Raw genomic sequence first — 21,828 nt, 5'->3', positions numbered from 1 at the left:
CGCGGCGCGCAATACGTGGAGATAAATCAGTAAGTAAAATCGAACCAACAAAAAAGGGGAATGACATGATGAGAAAAACACTGTGCCTTGCTTTCCTTGCCATGACGGCGAGCTCCGCGCTGGCGGAACCGACCCTCACCAAGGGAAAGATCTCGTTTGCCGCAGATTTCGCCGCGGCTCCGAACCAGTTCATCCGCACCGATGGCCAGAAGGACGGCCTCAATGTGGACATGTGCGGTGAGATCGGAAAACGCCTCGGGCAGGAAGTCGAATGGACCAACCTTGCGTTTCCCGGCCTGGTCCCCGGCCTGCAGGCCAAGCGCTTCGACAGCCTCTGCACCGCGATCTTCATCAACCCGGACCGCCTGAAGATCATGAACATGATTGCCTACGTCCAGTGGGGTGAAGGCATGATGGTGCCGAAGGGCAATCCGGGCGGCATTTCGTGCGAAGGCAAGATCGGCGTGCCGGCCAGCTACAATGCCTGCTTTGATGGCCTGGCCGGCAAAGTCGTCTCCGTCGCAGCCGGCGGCACGACCAACAAGAACCTGCAGGCGCAGAGCGACCGCATGGTCGCCGCCGGAAAGAAGGCGATCGACATCCGCGCCTTCGATTCCAACTCGGAAGCCATTCAGGCGGCCGTGACCAAGCAGGTCGATGCGGCCTACCTGAACGACCCGCAGGCAGCCTATTACATCTCCACCAGCAAGGCACCGTTCGAAATGGCGTTCACCGGCAACGCGGCCAACCGCCTTGCGATCACGACGCTGAAGGACAATACCGATCTGGCGAACATGATCGTCAAGGCGCTCGAAGCGATGCGCGCGGACGGTACCTACAACGAGATCGTCGAGAAGTGGGGCGTGGCTCCGGTCGATGCCTTCGTCCTCAACCCGCAGTGATCTGATATAGGTTGCCGATGCAGTTCTCGGTCGAGACATTCCTGCATTATCTGGCCCAGCCACGGTTCGCCACCGTGGCTGGCGTCACCCTGCTGGTCGCGATCGCAGCGCAGGCGATCGGAACCGTCATCGGGTTGATCCTGGCGTTGTGCGCCCTGTCGCGGCACAGGGCCTTGCGGATACTCTCCGGGACCTGGGTCTGGCTTTGGCGCGGCACGCCGCCGCTGGTCCAGCTTTTCCTTCTCTATTTCGGCTTACCCCAGCTCGGCATTCGGCTCGGGGTGCTGGAGGCGGGGCTGATCGGCCTCGGCTGCTACTCCGGCGCCTACATGTCTGAGATCATACGCGGCGCATTGCAGAGCGTGCCGCCCGACCAGATGCAGGCCGCCCGGGCAATGGGCATGAGCTGGCTCGGCGCCATGCTGCACGTGATCCTGCCGCAATCGGTGCGGTTGATCCTGCCGCCGTTCGGCAACGAATTTTCCTCGATGATGCGCACCACATCGCTTCTTTCGGTCATTTCCTTCAGCGAACTTCTGCGCGTCACGCGAACCGCCATCAACGAAACCTACGCTGTCATCGAACTCTATGCGGTCGCGGCCTTCTGGTACCTGCTGATGTATTCCGCCTGGATCATCGTGCAGAGCCAACTCGAACGCTACGCCGCAGCAGGCAGCGTCAAACGAAACATGACCAACGTCGCGACCCCGGTGGCGAAAGGTTGAGATACTCGTATTCCGGAGAAACTGAATGAAGACCGCTGTTCTGTTCGGCGTCGGCGCCATGGGCGGGCGACTGCTGCGCGTACTCGAAGCCGACTACCCGACCGTCGAGATAGTTGCCGCCATCGATACCGATGCCGCGAAGATCGGCCGCACGCTGGCCGACGTCACGGGCTACCAGCGTTTCGGCAGCGTAAAGATTGTCGGCGATCTCGCTTCGGCACTCGCCGGAATTTCAGGGAAACCGGACGTGCTGGTGCACATGACGGAGTCCAAGCCTCACCTTATCAAGGAGCAACTGCTCGATGCCCTGAATGCGGGCCTCAATGTGGTGTCGGCTGCCGAATCCATGTTCTATCCCGGCCTTCGCTATGGCGAGTTTGCTGAAGCGCTGGACAGTGCGGCGAGGGCCAGCGGCGTGTCGATCACCGGCACCGGCATCAATCCCGGGTTTTCCTACGATGTGCTTCCGCTGGTTCTGGCACGCGGCACCAGCGCCGTAAAGCGTCTGACCATCCATCGCTGCATTGACGTCACCGGCACGGGGCCGGGGGATATCGAGCATGTCGGATACGGTCTGACGCCCGAGGAGTTCAACCGCCGCATCGCCAATGGCCGCGTCGAGGGTCACATGGGTGCGCCGGAATCGCTGATCCGCATCGCAGATGCCCTCAATCTGGAGATCGACGAGATCACCGAGGCATGGGATCTCGAGACGGCCGATTTCGAAGTCGATAGCGGCGATCCGACACTCGGCATCCTGCCGCCCGGCCGCGTCATCGGCATCACCCAGCGTGCCCGGGCGCTACATCAGGGCAGGGAGGTGCTCAGCACCTCGCTTGCCATGTACTACCAGCCGGAAAAGTTCGACCTCGTCGAGGAAGACCGGATCGAGATCGATGGCGCTATGCCTGTCAAAATGTCGATCAAGCCTGCCATGCAGTCGCTATTCGGCGCGGCCAACATCATGGCCAACACGATCGTGCCGCTGGCCGATGCCGAACCGGGTTTGGTGTCTCCGCTGGATCTGCCTACGGGCGGCACCGTGCGCGGCGTTTCGCGCTACGCGGTGGATCCGTCGCGCCAGACCAGGCCCGGTTACCTGCCGGTTGTGAGAAGGGTCTGATTTCGTGGGTTTCGACGCCGGCATATTCCTGGATATCCTTCAGTCGCCTCTGTTGCTGAAGGCGGCCTGGGTGACGATCTGGGTTGCCGTCGTCGCTCAGACGATTGGCACGGGTCTTGGCTTCGTCCTGGCAGGCATGCTGGCGGCGCCCAGGCTGCTGCGCTGGCCGGCACTCGGCTTCCTTTGGCTGTTCAAGGGCACACCGCTGCTCGCGCAGATCCTGTTCTTTTATTCCGCGCTGCCGCAGATGGGCGTTCCCTTGAGCCTGATCGCCACCGGCCTGCTGTCACTGGGCCTGAACGAAGGGGCTCGCATGGCCGATATCGTGCGCGGGGGCCTGATGTCCGTCTCGCGCGATCAGCGCGAGGCAGGCCTGGCGCTGGGGCTTCATCATTGGCAGATTTTCCTTAAGGTGGTGTTCCCGCAGGCGATACGGGCAATCATACCACCGCTCGGCAACAATTTCAGTTACATGATCAAGGCCACGTCGCTGCTTGCTGCCATCTCTTTCGCCGAGCTCCTGCGCGTCTCCCAGCAACTCGCCCAATCGACCACCCGCGCGCTGGAAGTCTATCTGGCCGTCGCGCTCTGGTATCTCGTCATCCTGACGATCTGGACGCTCATACAGCACCGGATCGAAAAGGCCGTCGCGCTGAAGACGTCCAGTCACGTATCCGCACCGCCGCCGATCGTCGAGCGCAGCGTGGTGCGAGGCGGCCTGGGACCGGATGCGCCTTCTCGTCGCGACCCGGTGCTCGAGGCGCGTAACCTCACCCGCAGCTTCGGGCCGATCAAGGGACTGGACGATGTCTCGCTTTCTGTCGGCAGGGGCGAAGTCGTGGTGGTCCTCGGTCCATCGGGGTCGGGCAAAAGTACGTTGCTGCGCGCGCTGAACTGGATCGAGCCTGCGGATAGCGGTGATGTCCTGCTTGCTGGCGAAAGCCTGCCCTGGGCCGATGCGGCCCGCCGTATCGCGCGCCCGGAACACATGCTGGACAAGCGTCGCCGTCGCCTCGGCATGGTGTTCCAGAGTTTCGCGCTGTTTCCCACGATGACGGCTCGGCAGAACGTGGCTTTAGGCCCTCGCAGGCTGCTCGGCATTCCGAAGACGGAGGCGCTTGCTGCCGCGGACAGACTGCTCGACAAGGTCGGGCTCAAGGACAAGCTGCACTCCTATCCCGTGGAACTGTCTGGTGGACAGCGCCAGCGCGTCGCCATTGCGCGGGCGTTGTCGATGAAGCCCGATGCCGTGCTCTTTGATGAACCGACATCCGCTCTGGACCCGGAATCCGTCGGAGGCGTCCTGGGCGTGATGGCGGATTTGGCCGGACAAGGTTTGACGATGGTGATCGTGACACACGAGATTGGATTTGCCCGACGAATCGCCGACCGCATCGCCTATATGGAGCGCGGCCGCCTGTTGATGGATTTGCCGCGCGATCAGGCTTTTGGCGATGATGCGCCGGATTACTTCCGCGCTTTTCTGTCTCGCGAAGGATAATCAGGGATAAGCCATGTGGAATTGGCCATCGGGTAAAAACGCCGCCTTTCGATTGTGTTTTGTACATGCATATCTGCCGGAGCGATCGTCGGATTGCGGGCTGAAAGGCCGACTTACAGATAGGAGAGCCCATGGCTGAGGTATCAGCAATCAGGAAGAAGCGTCGGGTGGTGCAACCGGCAAAGCCGGCATCGCTGATGGAACAGGTTCACGATGCGCTGCGAACCCAGATTCTGACATGCGCAATCCGTCCGGGTCAGGAACTGAACGAAGCTGAAATCGCGGAGCGCTTCAATATATCCAAGACGCCGGCCCGCGAAGCGTTGGCCGCCTTGCGGCAGGAGGGGCTGGTCAGATCTTTTCCGCGCCGCGGCTACCAGGTCACGCCGATCACGTTTGCCGACATGGACGAACTGTTCGACGTGCGAACCATTCTGGAAGCAGGCGCCGCCGAACTCGCCTGCACCCGGCTGACGGGGGAGCAGATAGATCGTCTGAACTCCCTTGCAGATGCCACCTATAATCAAGGCGAGCAGCTCAGCCTCGCTACGTTCATAAGGTCCAACCGTGAATTCCATCTGGCGATTGCGGAAGCGACCGGCAATGGAAGGCTCGTCCAGCTGCTGACCCATCAGATCGATGCGCTTGAACGTTTCTTCTATCTCGGCGCCCAGCTGCGAGACGTGAACAACGAGACCAGCGTCTCACACCACCAGATCGTCGAAACCCTGGCCCGTCGTGACCAGGCGGCTGCACGGGAAATCATGATCCGTCACAACGAGCAGACCCGCCAGGGACTGTTCCAGGCGCTTGCGACAGGGCGGGGATACGATCTGATTAACCTCTAGCGCTGGGCCAAGGTCCCGCATGAACAGGAATGATGATGGAAATCGGGTCATTGTGGGAGGCGATCACGCCAGCTGCGCCCAGATGCGCAAAGCTGGCGGACGCGATCACCGCTGACGTGGTGGTGGTGGGTGGGGGGTTCCTCGGCCTTTCATCCGCCCTGCATGCCGCCGAGGCGGGGCTTGACGTGGTTCTGCTCGAAAGTCATCAACCTGGCTTTGGCGCATCCGGGCGCAATACCGGCTTCGTGGTTCCGAGCCTCAAAACATCGCTGGGGCCTGCCGAGGTCGTGGCGGCACTCGGCGCCGATCATGCGGGACGCCTGCTGAAACTCGTCGCCGAATCTGGCAAGGCGGTGTTCGACCTGATCGAGCGCCACGAGATCGACTGCGACGCCGTGCAGAACGGCTGGCTGCAGCCGGCGCATTCGCGTGCGGCGGAAGGGGTGCTTCATGGCCGTATGCCGCGGCTGCTGGACGCCGGCGTCGACGCCGAATGGCTCGATCGCGAAGCCATGCTGAAGCGGACCGGGCTGCCGTCGCTGCATGGCGGAATCCGCGTGGCGTCCGGTGGCCAGATCACGCCGCTGGCCTATGCGTACGGGCTCGCGCGCGCTGCCATATCGGCGGGAGTACGACTGTTCGGCGACAGTCCCGCAAAGAGCATCGAACCCCATGGGCAGAGTTGGCGCGTGCGGACTGCCGCTGGCGAGGTTCGCGCCCGCCGCGTGCTCATGGCCACCAACGCGCTGATCGGCAACCTGTTGCCGGAGTTGCGTGCGTCGATCATTCCCGCTCGTGTGTTCCAGATCGCTACCCAGCCGCTGCCGCTGCCTCTTCGCGAGACACTGTTGCCTGACATGGCCCCGGTTGCCGATACGCGCCGTCATACGTTCGCATTGCGCTGGTCTCCAGACGGCCGACTGGTGACCGGGGGCATGGTGCCACCGCTGCCCGGACGAATGGCATTGGCCCGTAGGCTTTTTGCAAATCGTCTTCGCCGCATGGTTCCGGATCTCCCGGAAGTCAGAGTGGAATATTCATGGACCGGGATGATTGCCGGTACACCGGATTTCCTGCCGCGGATGATGCGCATCAAGCCGGGCATCGATGCGGTGATCGGATGCAACGGCCGCGGCGTAGCGCTGACGACGGCTCTCGGACGAGAAATTGGTCCCTGGCTTGCCGGCCGGATGGCGGACGCGGACCTGACCTTGCCGCTGACCGCGCCGCGACCGATTCCCTTCAGCCGCATATCCGGACTAGGACCGCATCTCATCCTGCCGGTCTGGGAGGCCCGGGACGCTTTCGAAGCGCGGTTCCGATAGAGCCGCCACACGTCTGGAAATTCAATTTTCTGCGAACCAAGGAGTCATGACATGAGCGAAGAAGCGGTTGGCGGCAAGATCAAGTGGTCGCGCCAGGAACAGGTCGCGCTGACCTGGGTGCATCCGGGCCAGGAGTTCAGCCACCGGCTGGTCACAAAGAAGCTGCACGGCTCGTCGATTTCCTTCCACATCACCACTTACATGCCGCACTTCGACACCATGGTCGAGGGTGATGGCGTGCATGAGGTGATCCTCTATTGCCTGCATGGCTGGTCCAAGCAGATCGTTGAGGAGACCGGCGAGGAGCACATCTTCAAGCCTGGCGATGCGATGTACCTGCCCGTCAATTACCGCTACCGCCACATCATCGGCGAGGCCGGCCTCGTGATCGCCGTCTGCGCCAACCCTTCGAAAGAAGCGGGCGACATGTAATTTCCGTGCGGGCGGGGATAAGCTACCGCCCGCTACTCCAGCCGCGAGGGTTCCGGACATGACAGGCATTGCACCCAGGCATTTTGCGCCGTCTTCATTCATATGGGCCGAATTGACGCGTGCAGAGCTGGCGGCGAAGCGGGATGCCGGTGCTTTGGTCGTCGTGCCGACGGGTGCGATCGAGCAGCACGGCGACTTCCTTCCCGTGGAGACCGATACGCTGCTTTCGGCCGCGGTTGCCGAACTCGCGGCAAGCCGCGTAACCAGGGTGGAAATTGTCGTGGCGCCCGCTGTTTCCGTTGGCTTCTCGCCGCATCACCTCAGCCATCCGGGCACGATCAGCCTACGGCTGGAAACCTATCTGGCGGTTCTTTCCGATACCGCGCGATCGATCCTGGATTCTGGATTTCCGCGCGTCGTCTTCGTCAACGGTCACGGGGGCAACTCGGCGCCGTTGCGCTCGCTCTGCGCCCAGATGGTCACCGACGGATATGCGGTTGGCATGGTCGATTATTTCGCACCGGGCGAGAGGGACTGGTTGCCGCTTCTGAAAGGCGCACTGCCGCGCACCGGCCATGCCTGCGAACAGGAGGCGGCGTTGACGATGGCATTGACCTCTCCGGAAGCGAGCGAACGGGTCCGATCGGCAATCAAGGGGCTTCCGGCGCGCCTGGTGCAGCCCTGGATCGCGCCAGGTCCCACGGACGATCCGATCACCGCGTTCGGGGCAGGCTGGCCGCCGATCTTCCAAGCGGACGACTGCGGTTATTTCGGCGATCCGGCAAAGGCTACCATGGAAAACGGCGCCTTGATCCTCGAAGCGACGGTTGCGGGTCTGGCGGCATTTTTGGAAGCATTCGCCCGTACACCGTTGCGGCTGGGAATCGCTCGTGACGCCGCCTCGCCGAGGCTGGCGAGAGAAATTCGAGAGCGGACGTAAGCAAGAATGACCGTGTCAATATCGCGGCCAGACGTGGTAGTCGCTTGACAGTCGTCGCGCACGCGGTCACCATCTCACAATGGGGTTGCGATCACCCCACGAGGCGTCAGCCGAAGAATCGCGTCCATTCAACCCAAAACCAGGGAGGACGCGTTATGCCGTCATTTCTCGAAATTTCTCCTGAAAAACTCAACCGCCTTGTCGGTACGCCCGGCGCACCGCTCATCATCGACGTCCGCACGGACGAAGACTTCGCGCTCGATCCGCGGCTGGTACCGGGATCCGTCCGCCGCAAGCACGAGAATGTCACAGAATGGAGCGGAGCCGTCGACGCTGAATCTGTCGTTGTCGTCTGCCAGAGGGGTGGCAAGCTTAGCCACGGCGTCGCCGCCTATCTCAGGCACGAAGGGGTGGTGGCCGAAAGCCTGGAAGGCGGCTTCGAGGCCTGGGCCGCCGGAGGGATGGCGGTTCCGGAGGACAAGCTGCCTCCCCGCGACGACCACGGTCGAACCGTCTGGGTGACGCGCGCCCGGCCGAAGATCGACCGTATCGCCTGTCCCTGGTTGATCCGGCGTTTCATCGATCCGGACGCAGTGTTTCTTTATGTGCCGGCTTCCGAGGTTTCGATGGTTGGCAGCCGGTTCGGTGCAACGCCCTTCGATATCGAGGATGTGTTCTGGAGCCACCGGGGCGAGCTCTGCACGTTCGACGTCATGGTCGAGGAGTTCGGGCTGACCTGTGATGCCTTGCTGCGTCTTGCAACCATCGTCAGGGCGGCCGACACCGCGCGACCCGACCTTGCCCCAGAGGCGCCCGGGTTGCTGGCGGCGTCGCTCGGTCTGTCGCGGATGTATAACGATGACCTTGAGCAGCTTGAGGCTGGCATGCTTCTCTACGACGCCTTCTATCGCTGGTGCCGCGATGCTACCGAGGAGAGCCACAACTGGCCTTCAGTGAAGAAGGGAGCTTAAAATGGCCGAGGTCATCAGAGATGCGTCCGCGGATCGCGAGAAAAGCGAATATATCCATGGAGTCTCCTTCGGTGAGGCCTTCAAGGTTTGGGTCCGTATCGCCGCTCTCAGTTTCGGCGGACCGGCTGGACAAATCGCCGTCATGCACCGGATCATCGTCGACGAGAAGCGGTGGATCGGTGAAAACCGCTTCCTTCATGCCCTCAACTACTGCATGCTTCTGCCCGGACCGGAGGCTCAGCAGCTCGCGATCTATATCGGCTGGCTGATGCATCGCACCGCGGGCGGACTGGTTGCAGGCATCCTGTTTGTGCTCCCCGGATTTCTGGCCATCCTTGGCCTGAGCTACATCTACGCGGCCTTCGGAAGCGTAGGCGTTGTCGCCGGACTGTTCTTTGGTCTGAAGGCGGCCGTTCTCGCGGTCGTTGTCCAAGCCGTCTTCCGGATCGGCAGCCGGGCTCTCAAGAACAATGCCATGGTGACGATCGCTGCTGCCGCCTTCGTCTCGATCTTCTTCCTGCATGTCCCGTTTCCGTTGATCGTTCTGACTGCGGGCATCGTCGGTTATTGCGGCAGCAGGTTCGGTCTTGCGTCTTTCAAGGTCGGGGGCGGCCACAAGACGGCCGGTGGCCCCACACTTTCAGACGCCGACTCACTCCTCGGAGAGGGGACGCCGGCTCACGCGCGCTCCAACCTCTCATGGTCGCTTCGCATCTCGGCGATCCTTCTCGCACTCTGGATCATACCCATCGGCTTATTGTGGTGGGTCCTGGGTTCGAATGACGTCTTCACCCAAATCGGGTTTTTCTTCAGCCAGATGGCAGTCGTCACCTTTGGCGGGGCCTATGCGGTTCTCGCTTATGTGGCGCAGGAGGCCGTCCAGCATTATGGATGGCTGAAGCCTGGGGAGATGCTCGATGGCCTTGGCATGGCAGAGACGACACCCGGACCGCTGATCATGGTGGTGCAGTTTGTCGGCTTCATGGGCGCCTTTCGCGATCCCGGAGCGCTCAACCCGATGATCGCGGCGACCCTCGGCGCCATCCTGACCACATGGGTCACCTTCGTTCCATGCTTCCTCTGGATATTCCTCGGCGCGCCGTTCATCGAAAAGCTGCGTGGCAACATCGCGCTTGCCGGAGCGATGTCGGCGATCACCGCGGCGGTGGTCGGGGTGATCCTCAACCTCGCTATCTGGTTTTCGTTGCATACGCTGTTTGAAGAAGTCCACGTGGTCCGTCTGGGAGCGTTTTGGCTCGACATACCGGTCCTCGGTTCTATCGTCCTTCCGGCCGCTATCCTTTCGACCGCGGCCGCAGTTGCGATCTTTCGGTTCAGAGTCTCGGTGATTACCACGCTGCTCGCCTGCGCACTCGCTGGCATGGCGTGGACGCTCGCGACATGAGCGGAAATATCGGAGCCGTGGCATCCGAGGTCGAGTTTTTAGTTGCTTAGAGATGCGCGGCGCTTAAAGCATATGCGATCAGACGCCGCGAAATTGGACCGCAAAACAGACCCATGACCAACAGAGATTATTATTCGAAACTTGGTGGCCTGCCGCCGCAGACCGAACTGCTTTCCAGCAAGGCTGTTTTCACGACATCCTACGCCGTCATCCCCCGAACCGTCATGTCAGACATCGTGGCCAGCCTGCTTCCCCATTGGCAGGGAACCCGGGCATGGATCATCTCCCGCCCGATGACGGGGTTTTCGGAGACGTTCTCGCAATACATCATGGAGGTTCAGCCTGGAGGCGGAAGCGACCGGCCGGAACCCGATACCCGCGCCGAGGCGGCGATCTTCGTCGTCGAGGGCGAGATGTCGATCGAGTTCGCCGGAAGCGATCATGCGCTGAGGGCCGGTTCCTTTGCATATATCCCGGCCGGATCGCCATGGAAGCTGCGCAATCGGGCCACGGCGCCCGTCAAGTTCCATTGGGTCCGCAAGGCCTTCCAGGCGGTCGAGGGGCTGGATGCCCCGCCGGCGGTCTTCACCCATGAAGACGAGCATCCGATTTCCTGGATGCCGGACACGGGCGACCGCTGGGGAACCACCCGTTTCCTCGATACGTCCGACGTCCGTTACGACATGCATCTCAACATCGTCACGTTGGAGCCGGGCGCGACCATCCCCTTCATGGAGACCCATGTCATGGAGCACGGCCTCTACGTGCTCGAAGGCAAGGCGGTCTATCGGCTCAATCAGGATTGGGTCGAAGTGGAGGCCGGCGACTACATGTGGCTGCGCGCCTTCTGCCCGCAGGCCTGTTATGCGGGTGGTCCGGGACGTTTCCGTTATCTGCTCTACAAGGATGTCAACCGGCACACCCAGCTCTGGTAGTCGCTGGTTTTCGTGAACGCGAGCGGCGTCCGGGTGTCGGGACGCCGCCTCAGCCGAGTTCGAGAGTGGTAATTCCGAACACGCCCGGCATACGTACCGCCGGCGCCGTACCGCGATACATCCGCGCGGTCGTGAAGCCTTTCACGAAACGATGCGCCTCCAGATAGGTGGAAAATTCCGTCTGCGAGGCGGGTACGTCGACGTGCATGGTTTCGTTGCCGATCTCTGCGGCGCAGGCGTTCAGCAGCGTTTGAGCGTCGGCGGCGGTCTGGGCAAATAGCGGACCGATCTTGTAGCCGTCATGGCATTTGCGGCAGACCGCATAGCCGCAGACATTGCCGTCACGGATGATGACCTTGGCAGCCCGCGGTGGCTTCAGCCAGGCGGTCAGGAAAGTATCGCGCTCCGCAGGGAAGAAAGCCTGGTCATAGCCAAGAATGGCGGCCACGAGATCGTCGGTGATCGCGGTTTCATCGGCATCGCGGCTTCCGGCAAGGCTGCCGCTCCAGCGAAACGTCTCGTAGGCCAGCTCGAAGCCCATGCTGCGATAGTTCGCCTGCTGTTCCGGCACGCCGTCGAGGCCGATCGTCCGGCCGTCGAGATGCGCCATGCCGGCATCCCAGACCTTTCTGCCAAAACCTTTGCCGCGAAAATCGGGATGGGTGATGTACAGGCCGATGAAGCCGAAATCGGAACCGTAGCGGACTGCGGATATGCCGACTGCCATCTGGCCGTCCACGAAACAGCCGATGAAACCTTGAGGATCGGCGGCATGAAGAGCCGGCGCATCGGCAAGGCCCGGATTCCAGCCCTCGATCCGTGCCCAGTCGACGAGTTCTTCGACCTCGAAGGAGGTGAGCGCGCGAATGGTGGGTTGGGTTTTCATTTGGCGATGAGTTTCCCCGGCTCGAAATCTTCGAGCAGGCCTTTGTAAGGCTTGCGGACCGGCGAAGCATAAGCGCCTCGCTTGGCCGTCGACAAGCCCAATGTCACCAGCGCCTCGGCCTGTTTCACCGCTGCCGCGACGCCGTCGACCACAGGCACGCCGAATTCGCGGCGCAGTTCGGCCGTGAGATCGGCCATGCCGGCACAGCCGAGCACGATCGCCTCCGCCTTGTCGTCGCGCAGCGCCGTCGCGATCTCGCTGCGCAGCCGGTCGCGGGCGTTGGAATTCGGGTCCTCCAGCGAGAGGACGGGAATATCGGCGGCCCTCACCTTGCATCGGCCGGACATGCCGTAGCGATGAACAAGATGTTCGAGCAGCAGGCGCGAGCGTTCCATGGTGGTGACGATGGTGAAACGCTGGGCGATGAAGGCGGTCGTAGCCAGAGCCGCTTCGCAGATGCCGACCACAGGAATATTGGCCAGCGCCCGTGCGGCGTCGAGGCCGGTATCGTCGAAGCAGGCGATGATCGCCGCATCGGCGCCGGCTTTCTCAGCCTTGGCGATCTCGATCAGCAGGCCGGGCACCGCGAAGACCTCGTCATAATAACCTTCGATCGAGACCGGTCCCATGGAGGAGGTGACGGCAAGGATTTCGGTGCCGGCATTGGCGACGCGCATGGCGGAATCGGCGATCGTCGCCGTCATGCTGGCAGTGGTATTCGGGTTTACGACAAGAATGCGCATTCTGTTCACGACTGCAGGCGGCGGCGATTGAGGTGGACGATCAGGCCGAGCGTGCCGGCGATGACGAGGAAGGAGAATACCGTCGTCACGGTGCCGAGCGCGTAGAGCACCGGCGTCGTGACATTGGTCGTCATGCCGTAGATTTCGAGCGGCAGCGTGTTGAACGAGCCCGCCGTCATCAGCGTGCGGGCGAATTCGTCATAGGACAGCGTGAAGCCGAACAGGCCGACACCGATGAGGCTCGGCGCGATCATCGGCAGCACGACATGGCGGAAGGTCTGCCAGGGCGAGGCGCCGAGATCGCGCGCGGCTTCTTCGTAGGCCGGCGAAAAGCGGTTGAAGACGGCAAACATGATCAAGACGCCGAACGGCAGCGTCCAGGTGAGGTGTGCACCGAAGGCGGACGTATACCAGGAGGGCTGGAAACCGAGCTGCTGGAAGACGACCCCGATGCCAAGCGAGATGATGATCGACGGCACGACGAGGCTGGCGACCGCGAGATAGAACAGAGCGGTGGAGCCGATGAAGCGGCGGCGGAAGGCGAGGCCCGCCAGCAGCGAGACGACGACGGTGACGATCATCACCATGATGCCGAGCATGGCGGAACGGCGGAACGATCCGCCGAAATCGCCGACCGCCTGGGTCTCGAACAGGTTGGCGAACCAGCGCAGCGACACGCCGTTCAGCGGAAAGGTGAGGCCGCCGTTCGGTCCCTGGAAGGAGAGGATCAGGATCGCCGAAAGCGGGCCATAGAGGAACAGCACGAAAATGGCGAAGAAGATGGCGAGGATGTAGAATTCGCGGCCGCGCGTGTCGCTGTGCATCTCGGAGCTCTCCTTTTTCCTAAAGTTCTTTGCGGATGTCGACGATGCGAAGAATGCCTGCGACCATCAGGAGAACGAGGACAAGCAGCACGACCGCGTTGGCGGCGGCTGCCGGGTATTGAAGCAGCGACATCTGGTTTTTCATCATCAGTGCCACCGAAGCGCTCTGGCCGCCCGACATCACCTGAACCGTCGAAAAATCCGCCATGACAAGCGTCACCACGAAAATGGTGCCGATCGCCATGCCGGGCTTGGCAAGCGGAATGATGACGTTAGTGAGGATCTGGGTGCTGGAGGCACCGGCGTCGCGCGCGGCTTCGACCAGCGATTTGTCGATGCGCATCAGCGTGTTGAAGATCGGCGTCACCATAAACAGCGTATAGAGATGCACCATGGCGAGCACGACGGCAAAATCCGAATAGAGCAGCCATTCGACCGGTTCTGGGACGATGCCGGCATTGATCAGCGTCGTGTTGACGAGGCCGTTGCGCCCGAGCACCGGAATCCACGAGATCATGCGGATGATGTTGGATGTCAGGAATGGCACCGTGCAGACGAGGAAAAGCACCATCTGCATTGCGGTGGTGCGGATGTGAAAGGCCAGAAAATAGGCGACCCAGAAACCGACGAACAGCGTGATCGCCCAGACCAGCAAGGCGAATTTCAACGTGTTCAGGTAGGTCTTCCAGGTCACCCACGAACCGAGCGTCTCGGCATAGTTCATCGACAGGAAATCCGGATACATCTGGGCGAAATCGTAGTCCCAGAAGCTGACGACTGTAATCATCAGGATCGGCAGCAGCAGGAAGGCGCCGAGGATCAGCGCCAACGGCGTCGCCTGGAGATAGGAGATCAGCGCCGGCGACAGACGAAAGCTCCGGGGCTTTGTGTCCTCGGCCTTGGCCGTTTCCGGCTCGGATGATGCGATCGTCGCCATGTCTTGATGTCTCCCTGGGTTTGCCCCTCATCCGCCCTGCCGGGCACCTTCTCCCCGTCGGGACGGGGAGAAGGAGACTAGTGGTAAGCCGCTCGGTCCTCTTCAGTGCCTGCTTGGGGCACGTCCCCTCTCCCCGCGAGCGGGGAGAGGGCTAGGGTGAGGGGCAACTTTGTTTACGCCGCGATGAACTCGTTCCAGCGGCGGACCATGTAGCGGTCCTCGTCCATCACCGAGTTCCAGCAGGCCACGTGGCCCATGCGTTCTTCGAAGGAGCCGCCATCGCGCACGGCGCCGGCTTTTTCCATGATCTTGCCGTCCGGAGCGACGATATCGCCCTTGGCCGGCTTTCCTTCGATCCAGTAGCCCCATTCGTCGGCGGACATGTGTGCCTTGGCGGTTTCCATCGCGGCCGAGTAGTAGCCCTGACGGTTGAGATAGGCGCCGACCCAGCCGGACGTGTACCAGTTGATATATTCATAGGCAGCGTCGAGCTTGGCGCCCGAGAGATGGGCGGCAAGGCCCAGACCGCCGCCCCACGAGCGGTAACCTTCCTTGAGCGGCTGATATTTGCAGGCGATGCCCTTGGAGCGGACGGCGGCGACAGCCGGCGACCACATGGACTGGATGACGACTTCGCCAGACGCCATCAGGTTGACGCTCTCGTCGAACGACTTCCAGAAAGCGCGGAACTGGCCGGCCTGCTTGGCCTTGATCAGGAAATCGATCGTCTTGTCGATTTCCGCCTTGGTCATGTTGCCCTTGTCGACATACTTGATGTTGCCCATGGCTTCCATGATCATCGCGGCATCCATGATGCCGATCGACGGGATGTTGAGGATCGAGGCCTTGCCCTTGAACTTCGGGTCCATGATGTCGGCCCAGGTCGAGATCTCGCGGCCGACCAGGTCCGGACGGATGCCGAGCGTGTCGGCGTTGTAGATGGTCGGAACCATCGTGAACCACTTGGTTTCTTCCTTGGCGAAGGTCTTGTCGCCGGGTTTTGCGACGTAACCCACCGTGTGCGGCGCGGTCCCTTGCGCGATCACGCTGTCCGGCTTCAGCTTGCCGTTTTTGAACAGCGGCACGATCTTGTCGTAGTATTTCAGCTTGGTCGTGTCCATCGGCTGGATGACGCCGGCGGGATAAACCTTCTTCAGGATCCAGTATTCGATATCGGCGATATCGTAGGAGTTCGGCTGGGTGACGGCGCGCTGGGCGGCCGCGTCAGAGTCCGTCGCGGTCATTTCGAGCGTGATGCCGAGGTCGGCCTTGCACTTCTCGGCGATCGCGTTGAGGTTCGAAACGCCGGTGCCGAACTGGCGCAGCGTGATCGGGTTCTGCGCCCAGATGGTCGGGAAGCCGGTGATGGCGCCGGAGCCGGCGGCAAGACCGGCCGCAGCGGACGCCGTCTTCAGAAGCGTGCGGCGCGAAATGCCCTTTGTTGGTTTCTTGGTCTCAGTCATTGCCTTGTTCTCCTCTGGTTGAGTTTTTTGGTGGCATCAGTTCTTGAGGCGGCCGAGGACGATGGCGTCCTCGCGGCCCCAGGAAAGCGGGATCGCTTCTCCGACCTTGACCGGATTGGCGAAAAATTCAGCATCGGTCAGGATCGCGGTGAAATCCTCGATCCCGGCGCCGTTGACCGAGAGCTTCACCGAGGAACCGCGGTATTCGACGTTGGAGACCGAACCGGTGAAGCCGAGGCCTTTTTCGGAAGGCTGGCCAATACGGACATGGTCCGTGCGGATGGCGATATCGGCCACGTCGGTCAGCCCGGCGGCTCCATCGTCGGTGGCGAGGAAATCGCCGCCGGCGGGCACTGACAGCATCAGCTTCTCGCCGGAGCTCTGCGTCACCCGGCCGGAGATGACGTTGTGGTCGCCCATGAACTTGGCGACGAAGGCGGTTGCCGGTTTTTCGAACACCACGCGGGGATGGGCGGCCTGCTCGATGCGGCCGTCGTTCATGACGACGATCAGGTCGGCGAGCGCCATCGCCTCTTCCTGGCTGTGAGTCACATGCACGAAAGTGATGCCCAGCGAGGTTTGCAGCTTCTTCAGTTCCGCGCGCATGCGGATCTTCAGGAAAGGATCGAGCGCCGAAAGCGGCTCGTCGAGAAGCAGCGCTTCCGGATCGGTGATCAGCGCCCGGGCAAGCGCCACGCGCTGCTGCTGGCCACCGGAGAGCTGGGCCGGGCGGCGGGTCGCATAGGCTTCGAGCTGCATCAGCCGCAACATGTCCATCGCCTTGGCGCGCCGTTCGTCCTTGTCGACGCCCTTCATCTTGAGGCTGAAGGCGACATTGTCGACGAGGTCGAGATGCGGAAAGAGGGCGTAGGACTGGAACATCATCGCCGTGCCGCGTTTCGCCGGCGGCAGGTCGGTGACGACGGTATTGCCGAGGCGGACGTCGCCTGAGGAGATGCTCTCGTGCCCGGCGATCATCCGAAGCGTCGAGGTCTTGCCGCAGCCGGAAGGCCCGAGCAGGCAGCAATAGGTTCCGGCGGGAATCTTCAGGCTGATCGCATGAACGGCAGTGGTTGTTCCGTAGATCTTAGAGACTGAAGCGATGTCGATTTCGGCGGCTTTGCTCATCAGGCGCTCCCTTGCGTCTGATATTGTTATGCATCAGCCATGCCAACTTGATTAAACGTCCGGAAAGACTTGAATTTACCTGAAAGGGTCAGCGGCGAAGTTTTGCCGGTGCGCAAAAATCAGGCGATCGTTTTCGATCCGTTGGGCAAATCGTATGCAATCTTGCCATTGGATCAAAAACAAGTCGCTTGGCATCCTGTAGACACTCGGGTTACAAAGGCCGTACATTGGACCGCAGCAATGAATATCAGCGAAAAGATCAATCTTACCGATACGACGCCCGAGGATCGCTCCCCGGAAGATCGCTCCATGGCGATCCGGGAAACTTTGCGCAACGCGATCATCGATCGGCGTCTTGCGCCCGGCACCAAGCTGTCGGAAAGCGAAGTCGGCTCTCTTTTCGACGTCAGCCGCACGGTTGCCCGCGCCGCGCTGCAGATGCTTGCGTTCGAAGGCCTGGTGAAGACCGAGCGTAATCGCGGCGCCTTCGTTTCCAATCCGTCTCCGGAAGAAGCGCGTCAGATTTTTGCCTCCCGCCGGTTGATCGAACCCGGCATCGTCGCAGCCGCGGTCGAGCGCATCACGCCCGAGGATATCGCGGAGTTCCGCCGTCAGCTCGACGAGGAAGAGCGGTATCTGAACGAACGTGGTCCGGCTGCGCGGCGCGCCGAGATCAAGGCCTCCGGTGATTTCCACCTGATGCTGGCCTCCGTTGCCGGCAACGTCATCCTGCAGCGTTTCATGGATGAGCTGGTTGCGCGTTCGTCGCTGGTGATCGCGCTTTACGGCCGTTCCGGCGTGTCGAGCTGTGGGCATGCCGAGCATAGCGCCGTTCTCGACGCCCTGGAAAAGGGCGATGGCGAGCGCGCCGCCAAGCTCATGATCCACCACATCGACCATATCGAAGCCGATCTCGATCTTCAGCTGAAGCAGGGTCTTGGCCTTAAGGACGCTTTGTCGCTCGCCTAACCGCGCAAGTGTCGCAAGGCCTCGGTATAAGCGGCCAGGTCCCTTTCGGGATCGGCTGGCAGTGCCGCGGCGCGAATGACCCGGCCGCCACCTTCCTCGATGCCGACATCGATCATCAGATTGTCAGCCTTGCCATGGTTCTCGATCGACAGCCCGTCCGGGCCGCGAGGACGACCGCTGCTCTCGTCGATATCGAGCCCGGAATACCAGATCGACCGCACCCGCGTGCCATAGTCGTCGGGATGGTTGGTATAGGCCCAGACCCGTTTGCCGAGCGCGATCATGAAGCCGATTTCATAGACGGTGCCGGGATCGGCACTGATGCCGCGAAACGGCGTGATATTGGCAAGGCAGACATCCGCGCGCCGCATCGCGCCGTCGTTGCGCTGGTAGATCGCGGCTGCCGTCAGCTGGCCTACCGGCGCCTGGTTCTCATCGCTGCCGGGACCGGTCGGCTCAAAACCGAAGCTGCGGGCAAGCCGGCGTTTTTCGCCCATCACGGCCTGGGCATCGGGCAAAAATACTTCGGGGCCGGCGAGATAGATGGTGGGCATGAAAATCCTTTGATGAATCGGTCAGCACCAATGTTCCATAACGTCCTGTCCGGCGCATTGCGAGTAAGAATGCGCCGGCCGACCGCTTGAGCCGAGGAGGCCTGAGCCCTCAGGAGGTAAACAGGTCCCTGAGCTGCGAAGGCTGGCAGCGGAGATATTGTGGTGCCGGCTTCACCTGGGCGCCGAGTTCCGCCGCGGCATGCCAGGGCCAGCGCGGATCGTAGAGCACCGCACGGGCGATCGCGACGATATCCGCGTCGCCGGTCGAAACGATCGCTTCCGCCTGGGTCGGTTCGGTGATCAGCCCGACCGCCACAACCGGCATCTTCACCGCAGCCCTGACGGCACGTGCCAAGGGCACCTGATAATTCGGGCCGAGCGGGATTTTCTGTTCGATATGCAGCCCGCCACTCGACACATGGATCGCATCGCAGCCCTTCTCGTCCAGCATCTGGGCAAACGCGATGGTCTGGTCGATGTCGAGACCGCCCTCGACCCAGTCGGTCGCCGAGACGCGCACCGTCACCGCCTTGTCGGAGGGGAAGGCCTGGCGCACGGCGTCGAAAACTTCGAGCGGAAAACGCGCCCGGTTCTCCAGCGAACCGCCGTACTCGTCGGTGCGCTGGTTGGAGAGCGGCGACAGGAACTGGTGCAGCAGATAGCCATGCGCCGCATGGATCTGGATCGCATCGAGGCCTATCCTTGCCGCCCGGACCGCGGAAGCCGCAAAGGCGTCGCGCACTTTTTTCAATCCATCTTTGTCGAGCGCGACGGGGGCCACGTATTTCGGATTGAAGGGGATCGCCGAGGCCGACTCGGTCTGCCAGCCGTTCGGGTGATCCGGGGCGATCTGGCTGCCGCCGAACCAGGGCTTGTCGGTCGAAGCCTTCCGGCCGGCGTGGGCGAGCTGCACCGAGATCGGCATGTCCGACCATTTGCGGATGCTGTCGATCGTGCGGCCCATCGCCGCCTCGGTCGCATCGTCATAAAGCCCGACATCCGCATAGGTGATGCGGCCTTCCGGGGTGACCCCGGTCGCCTCGATTGTCAGAAGCGCTGCGCCGGAGAGCGCGAGCTGGCCGAGATGAATGAGGTGCCAGTCGGTCATGCAGCCGTCCTCGGCCGAATATTGGCACATGGGCGCGATGACGATGCGGTTCGAGAGTTCGAGATTGCGGACGCGGAAGGGCGTGAAGAGTGTCGGTTGGGCCATGATTGAGTTCCTTTGCGCGATCGATGGCGCCGAGGCGGGAGGATCGGTGACGCCTGAAATCGATCCCAGCGGTTTTGGCAAATCGGCCGGGCCTCATCAAGTCACGCTGACGAGAGCGGCCTACTACCAGACAACTGGATGGGTTTCGCCGGTGAGCACGTTGACGAACCCCTCCGGCGCTCGTTCCGACGGCGCCACCAGCACCCAGCGCCAGGGCGAACAGGTCAGCGTCGCAAACGACAGCCTCTCCGGAAAGCCCGGCCACCAGCGCGGCGAGAAGGTCGGCTCGTACATCCAGTCGATCGTCTCGCCGGCTTTGTAGAGCGCCTGCATTTCCGCATCCAGTTCCTCCGCCGAGCGCGCCGTCATCAGCCCGCCGACCTCGTAGTGGACGCGGGCGATCACCTTGCCGCCGGACACCAGAACCCAGCCGCCCTGCTGTTCGGCGAGCGCATTGGCCACCATCGCCATCGCCTCGTCCGAGGAGCCAACCACCCAGATATTGTGCTTGTCATGCCCGAGCGTCGAACCGAGCGCCGTATCCGGCGTGCGCGGTCCGGTGCCGAGCCAGAACATTTTTGACACTTTCGCCTCGCCGGAGAACCGGTCGACGATCGAGAATTTCGTGACGTTGCGGTCATGGTCGCGCTGGACGGCGCCATCCCTGACCGGCAGTTCCATGGTGATGAAATCGTCCGACCAGTGGAAGGGCCGCAGCAGGGCGGCATTCGCCGTGGCGCGACCGGCCGGCACCTCGATGCGGAAATCGGCGGCGGTCACCTGGCGGTCGATTTTCACCGTCTTGGTCGCCCATTCGGGCCAGTCGATCTTCGGCCGCGCGCCGGTAAATATCCTGCCTTCCGAAACCGGCGTGCCATCCGCCCAGACCTTGGCGATCGACAGCTTCTGCACATCGTCCAGCAGCACGATATCCGCGAAACGGCCAGGCGCGATCGATCCGACCCAGGGCGTCAGCCGCATATGCCGCGCCGGGTTGAGCGTTACGCACTGGATGGCGATTTCCGGCGAAAGGCCGTTCTCGATTGCAAGGCGGACATTGTAGTCCGTCGCGCCCATCTTCAGCGTATCGGAGGCGCTGCGGTCGTCGGTGACGAAGGCCACCTGCGACCAGTCGGCGAGGTTTTTCTCGATGAGGCCCTTGATCACCTCCGGCAGCGAATGCGGCCGAAGCTCGATGAACAGCCCGTGCTGCAGCTTCTGCCAGATCTCATCTAGGAACCATCCTTCGTGATCGGAGGCAAGGCCCGCGGCGGCAAACGCGTTGATCGAGGCCAGGTCGCGCAGACCCGCGCCATGGCCCTCGACCACGCCGCGTTGCTCGAAGGTAGCGCCGATCATGCCCCAGAGCCGGTCGTAGGAGGGGTTTGAGGGATCGGAGATCGACGGCCAGTCCATGACCTCGTCGAGGCCGGCGACCATCAGGCTTTCGCTCATGAACTGCTTCTGCTCGTCATAACCGAAATATCCGCCGCCCCATTCATAGGCCGTCGGCGGCACGGCCGAGCCCGGCAGCGGGAAGATCTTCATCGGCGAGCCGCGGCGGCGGGCTTCCAGCCAGAATTCCAGGTTGCGGGCGCCGTTGACGTTCGAGAATTCGTGGCTCGCCTCGCACGTCCAGGTGACCCCGTGCGGCATCACGAGCGCCGCTTCCCATTCCGGCGTCAGGTGGGAACTTTCGATATGCTTGTGCGCCTCGCCGAAACCCGGCACCGCGAAGAGATCGGGCTCGTGGCTACGTTCCGCCACCTCGCCTGCAAAACCGCCCGCCGGTCCCATATAGGCGACCCGCCGTCCCTTGATGACGATCTCCTGATCCTCGAGCCAGGTCCTGCTGTGGACGTCGAGCAATCTGCCAACCCTCAGCAGCCGGTCCGCCGGCCGTTTGCCAAGCGCGGTCAGCACCAGGTCCTGGCGGATACGGACTTCGTCGGCCGCGTTGATCAGCAGGTCGTCGGGGAGGAGAGCGGAAACTGTCATCGGAGG

General features: G+C 62.2%; 21 protein-coding genes. 12 read left to right on the top strand and 9 right to left on the bottom strand.

Annotated features, from left to right (window positions below; translation table 11 throughout):
• Positions 1–65 precede the first annotated feature (65 nt).
• The 11 genes from AC1DLT_RS28465 to AC1DLT_RS28415 all read left to right on the top strand — a co-directional run bounded on the left by AC1DLT_RS28465 (position 66) and on the right by AC1DLT_RS28415 (position 11,107).
• Entirely contained in the window at positions 66–902 is an 837-nt protein-coding gene (locus tag AC1DLT_RS28465; protein WP_477488964.1) for an ABC transporter substrate-binding protein, read from the top strand.
• Positions 903–919: 17 nt separating this feature from the next.
• On the top strand, positions 920–1,627 hold the full coding sequence (locus AC1DLT_RS28460) for an amino acid ABC transporter permease (protein ID WP_247031943.1): 708 nt from the start codon (positions 920–922) through the stop codon (positions 1,625–1,627).
• Positions 1,628–1,652: 25 nt separating this feature from the next.
• Positions 1,653–2,750: an NAD(P)H-dependent amine dehydrogenase family protein gene (locus tag AC1DLT_RS28455; RefSeq protein WP_247136973.1), complete on the top strand. Its 1,098-nt coding sequence runs from the start codon at positions 1,653–1,655 to the stop codon at positions 2,748–2,750.
• Positions 2,751–2,802: 52 nt separating this feature from the next.
• Positions 2,803–4,251: an amino acid ABC transporter permease/ATP-binding protein gene (locus AC1DLT_RS28450; RefSeq protein WP_477488963.1), complete on the top strand. Its 1,449-nt coding sequence runs from the start codon at positions 2,803–2,805 to the stop codon at positions 4,249–4,251.
• A 131-nt stretch (positions 4,252–4,382) separates the two neighbouring features.
• Positions 4,383–5,099, top strand: a complete 717-nt coding sequence (locus AC1DLT_RS28445) for a GntR family transcriptional regulator (RefSeq protein WP_477488962.1) — start codon at positions 4,383–4,385, stop codon at positions 5,097–5,099.
• A gap of 29 nt (positions 5,100–5,128) precedes the next feature.
• Complete coding sequence (locus AC1DLT_RS28440; protein ID WP_477488961.1) at positions 5,129–6,424, top strand: NAD(P)/FAD-dependent oxidoreductase; 1,296 nt, start codon at positions 5,129–5,131, stop codon at positions 6,422–6,424.
• Positions 6,425–6,475: 51 nt separating this feature from the next.
• Entirely contained in the window at positions 6,476–6,856 is a 381-nt protein-coding gene (locus AC1DLT_RS28435; protein WP_038547517.1) for a cupin domain-containing protein, read from the top strand.
• Positions 6,857–6,914: 58 nt separating this feature from the next.
• Positions 6,915–7,796, top strand: coding sequence for a creatininase family protein (locus AC1DLT_RS28430; RefSeq protein WP_477488960.1), 882 nt, complete (start codon positions 6,915–6,917; stop codon positions 7,794–7,796).
• Positions 7,797–7,951: 155 nt separating this feature from the next.
• The gene (locus AC1DLT_RS28425) at positions 7,952–8,767 is read left to right on the top strand and encodes a chromate resistance protein ChrB domain-containing protein (RefSeq protein WP_477488959.1); all 816 of its coding nucleotides are present in this window, start codon (positions 7,952–7,954) and stop codon (positions 8,765–8,767) included.
• A gap of 1 nt (position 8,768) precedes the next feature.
• On the top strand, positions 8,769–10,172 hold the full coding sequence (chrA, locus tag AC1DLT_RS28420; protein WP_477488958.1) for a chromate efflux transporter: 1,404 nt from the start codon (positions 8,769–8,771) through the stop codon (positions 10,170–10,172).
• Positions 10,173–10,285: 113 nt separating this feature from the next.
• Positions 10,286–11,107 carry a bifunctional allantoicase/(S)-ureidoglycine aminohydrolase gene (locus AC1DLT_RS28415; RefSeq protein ID WP_477488957.1) on the top strand — a complete coding sequence of 274 codons (822 nt, stop codon included), beginning with the start codon at positions 10,286–10,288 and terminating at the stop codon, positions 11,105–11,107.
• A 49-nt stretch (positions 11,108–11,156) separates the two neighbouring features.
• On the opposite strand, the gene AC1DLT_RS28410 is transcribed toward AC1DLT_RS28415, so the two are convergent.
• From AC1DLT_RS28410 to AC1DLT_RS28385, 6 genes are all read right to left on the bottom strand, one after another.
• The gene (locus tag AC1DLT_RS28410) at positions 11,157–11,993 is read right to left on the bottom strand and encodes a GNAT family N-acetyltransferase (protein WP_477488956.1); all 837 of its coding nucleotides are present in this window, start codon (positions 11,991–11,993) and stop codon (positions 11,157–11,159) included.
• The gene (locus tag AC1DLT_RS28405) at positions 11,990–12,736 is read right to left on the bottom strand and encodes an aspartate/glutamate racemase family protein (protein WP_477488955.1); all 747 of its coding nucleotides are present in this window, start codon (positions 12,734–12,736) and stop codon (positions 11,990–11,992) included. Before AC1DLT_RS28405 ends, AC1DLT_RS28410 begins: the two co-directional genes overlap by 4 nt.
• Before the next feature lie 5 nt (positions 12,737–12,741).
• Positions 12,742–13,560, bottom strand: coding sequence for an ABC transporter permease (locus AC1DLT_RS28400; protein ID WP_477488954.1), 819 nt, complete (start codon positions 13,558–13,560; stop codon positions 12,742–12,744).
• 19 nt (positions 13,561–13,579) lie between these two features.
• Positions 13,580–14,497, bottom strand: a complete 918-nt coding sequence (locus AC1DLT_RS28395) for an ABC transporter permease (protein ID WP_477488953.1) — start codon at positions 14,495–14,497, stop codon at positions 13,580–13,582.
• Between the two features lie 173 nt (positions 14,498–14,670).
• Complete coding sequence (locus tag AC1DLT_RS28390) at positions 14,671–15,960, bottom strand: ABC transporter substrate-binding protein (RefSeq protein ID WP_038547544.1); 1,290 nt, start codon at positions 15,958–15,960, stop codon at positions 14,671–14,673.
• A gap of 36 nt (positions 15,961–15,996) precedes the next feature.
• Complete coding sequence (locus AC1DLT_RS28385) at positions 15,997–17,088, bottom strand: ABC transporter ATP-binding protein (protein WP_477488952.1); 1,092 nt, start codon at positions 17,086–17,088, stop codon at positions 15,997–15,999.
• A gap of 240 nt (positions 17,089–17,328) precedes the next feature.
• Between AC1DLT_RS28385 and AC1DLT_RS28380 the strand changes: the two genes are divergently transcribed.
• Positions 17,329–18,057 (top strand): GntR family transcriptional regulator, encoded by a 729-nt coding sequence (locus tag AC1DLT_RS28380; protein WP_247136962.1) that lies wholly within the window; start codon positions 17,329–17,331, stop codon positions 18,055–18,057.
• Here AC1DLT_RS28380 and AC1DLT_RS28375 read toward each other — a convergent pair.
• The 3 genes from AC1DLT_RS28375 to AC1DLT_RS28365 all read right to left on the bottom strand — a co-directional run bounded on the left by AC1DLT_RS28375 (position 18,054) and on the right by AC1DLT_RS28365 (position 21,822).
• The gene (locus AC1DLT_RS28375; protein ID WP_477488951.1) at positions 18,054–18,611 is read right to left on the bottom strand and encodes a nucleoside 2-deoxyribosyltransferase; all 558 of its coding nucleotides are present in this window, start codon (positions 18,609–18,611) and stop codon (positions 18,054–18,056) included. The two genes, AC1DLT_RS28380 and AC1DLT_RS28375, sit on opposite strands and share 4 nt — an antisense overlap.
• 109 nt (positions 18,612–18,720) lie before the next feature.
• Positions 18,721–19,824, bottom strand: a complete 1,104-nt coding sequence (locus AC1DLT_RS28370) for an NADH:flavin oxidoreductase/NADH oxidase (RefSeq protein ID WP_477488950.1) — start codon at positions 19,822–19,824, stop codon at positions 18,721–18,723.
• A gap of 123 nt (positions 19,825–19,947) precedes the next feature.
• Positions 19,948–21,822: an adenine deaminase gene (locus tag AC1DLT_RS28365; RefSeq protein ID WP_477488949.1), complete on the bottom strand. Its 1,875-nt coding sequence runs from the start codon at positions 21,820–21,822 to the stop codon at positions 19,948–19,950.
• Positions 21,823–21,828 lie beyond the last annotated feature (6 nt).

This window comes from Neorhizobium sp. 05N33, from assembly GCF_056397445.1.
The sequence above is the reverse complement of the archived record's forward strand: the minus strand, read 5'-3'. Positions and strand labels throughout refer to the sequence as shown.

Excerpts from the sequence above, each read along its gene's own strand:
- AC1DLT_RS28375 (WP_477488951.1), bottom strand. The coding sequence starts at position 18,611 with ATGCCCACCATCTATCTCGCCGGCCCCGAAGTATTTTTGCCCGATGCC.
- AC1DLT_RS28380 (WP_247136962.1), top strand. The coding sequence starts at position 17,329 with ATGAATATCAGCGAAAAGATCAATCTTACCGATACGACGCCCGAGGAT.
- AC1DLT_RS28445 (WP_477488962.1), top strand. The coding sequence starts at position 4,383 with ATGGCTGAGGTATCAGCAATCAGGAAGAAGCGTCGGGTGGTGCAACCG.
- AC1DLT_RS28400 (WP_477488954.1), bottom strand. The coding sequence starts at position 13,560 with ATGCACAGCGACACGCGCGGCCGCGAATTCTACATCCTCGCCATCTTC.
- AC1DLT_RS28425 (WP_477488959.1), top strand. The coding sequence starts at position 7,952 with ATGCCGTCATTTCTCGAAATTTCTCCTGAAAAACTCAACCGCCTTGTC.
- AC1DLT_RS28430 (WP_477488960.1), top strand. The coding sequence starts at position 6,915 with ATGACAGGCATTGCACCCAGGCATTTTGCGCCGTCTTCATTCATATGG.
- AC1DLT_RS28410 (WP_477488956.1), bottom strand. The coding sequence starts at position 11,993 with ATGAAAACCCAACCCACCATTCGCGCGCTCACCTCCTTCGAGGTCGAA.
- AC1DLT_RS28395 (WP_477488953.1), bottom strand. The coding sequence starts at position 14,497 with ATGGCGACGATCGCATCATCCGAGCCGGAAACGGCCAAGGCCGAGGAC.
- chrA (WP_477488958.1), top strand. The coding sequence starts at position 8,769 with ATGGCCGAGGTCATCAGAGATGCGTCCGCGGATCGCGAGAAAAGCGAA.
- AC1DLT_RS28365 (WP_477488949.1), bottom strand. The coding sequence starts at position 21,822 with ATGACAGTTTCCGCTCTCCTCCCCGACGACCTGCTGATCAACGCGGCC.
- AC1DLT_RS28385 (WP_477488952.1), bottom strand. The coding sequence starts at position 17,088 with ATGAGCAAAGCCGCCGAAATCGACATCGCTTCAGTCTCTAAGATCTAC.
- AC1DLT_RS28415 (WP_477488957.1), top strand. The coding sequence starts at position 10,286 with ATGACCAACAGAGATTATTATTCGAAACTTGGTGGCCTGCCGCCGCAG.
- AC1DLT_RS28405 (WP_477488955.1), bottom strand. The coding sequence starts at position 12,736 with ATGCGCATTCTTGTCGTAAACCCGAATACCACTGCCAGCATGACGGCG.
- AC1DLT_RS28455 (WP_247136973.1), top strand. The coding sequence starts at position 1,653 with ATGAAGACCGCTGTTCTGTTCGGCGTCGGCGCCATGGGCGGGCGACTG.
- AC1DLT_RS28440 (WP_477488961.1), top strand. The coding sequence starts at position 5,129 with ATGATGATGGAAATCGGGTCATTGTGGGAGGCGATCACGCCAGCTGCG.
- AC1DLT_RS28390 (WP_038547544.1), bottom strand. The coding sequence starts at position 15,960 with ATGACTGAGACCAAGAAACCAACAAAGGGCATTTCGCGCCGCACGCTT.
- AC1DLT_RS28370 (WP_477488950.1), bottom strand. The coding sequence starts at position 19,824 with ATGGCCCAACCGACACTCTTCACGCCCTTCCGCGTCCGCAATCTCGAA.
- AC1DLT_RS28460 (WP_247031943.1), top strand. The coding sequence starts at position 920 with ATGCAGTTCTCGGTCGAGACATTCCTGCATTATCTGGCCCAGCCACGG.
- AC1DLT_RS28435 (WP_038547517.1), top strand. The coding sequence starts at position 6,476 with ATGAGCGAAGAAGCGGTTGGCGGCAAGATCAAGTGGTCGCGCCAGGAA.
- AC1DLT_RS28465 (WP_477488964.1), top strand. The coding sequence starts at position 66 with ATGATGAGAAAAACACTGTGCCTTGCTTTCCTTGCCATGACGGCGAGC.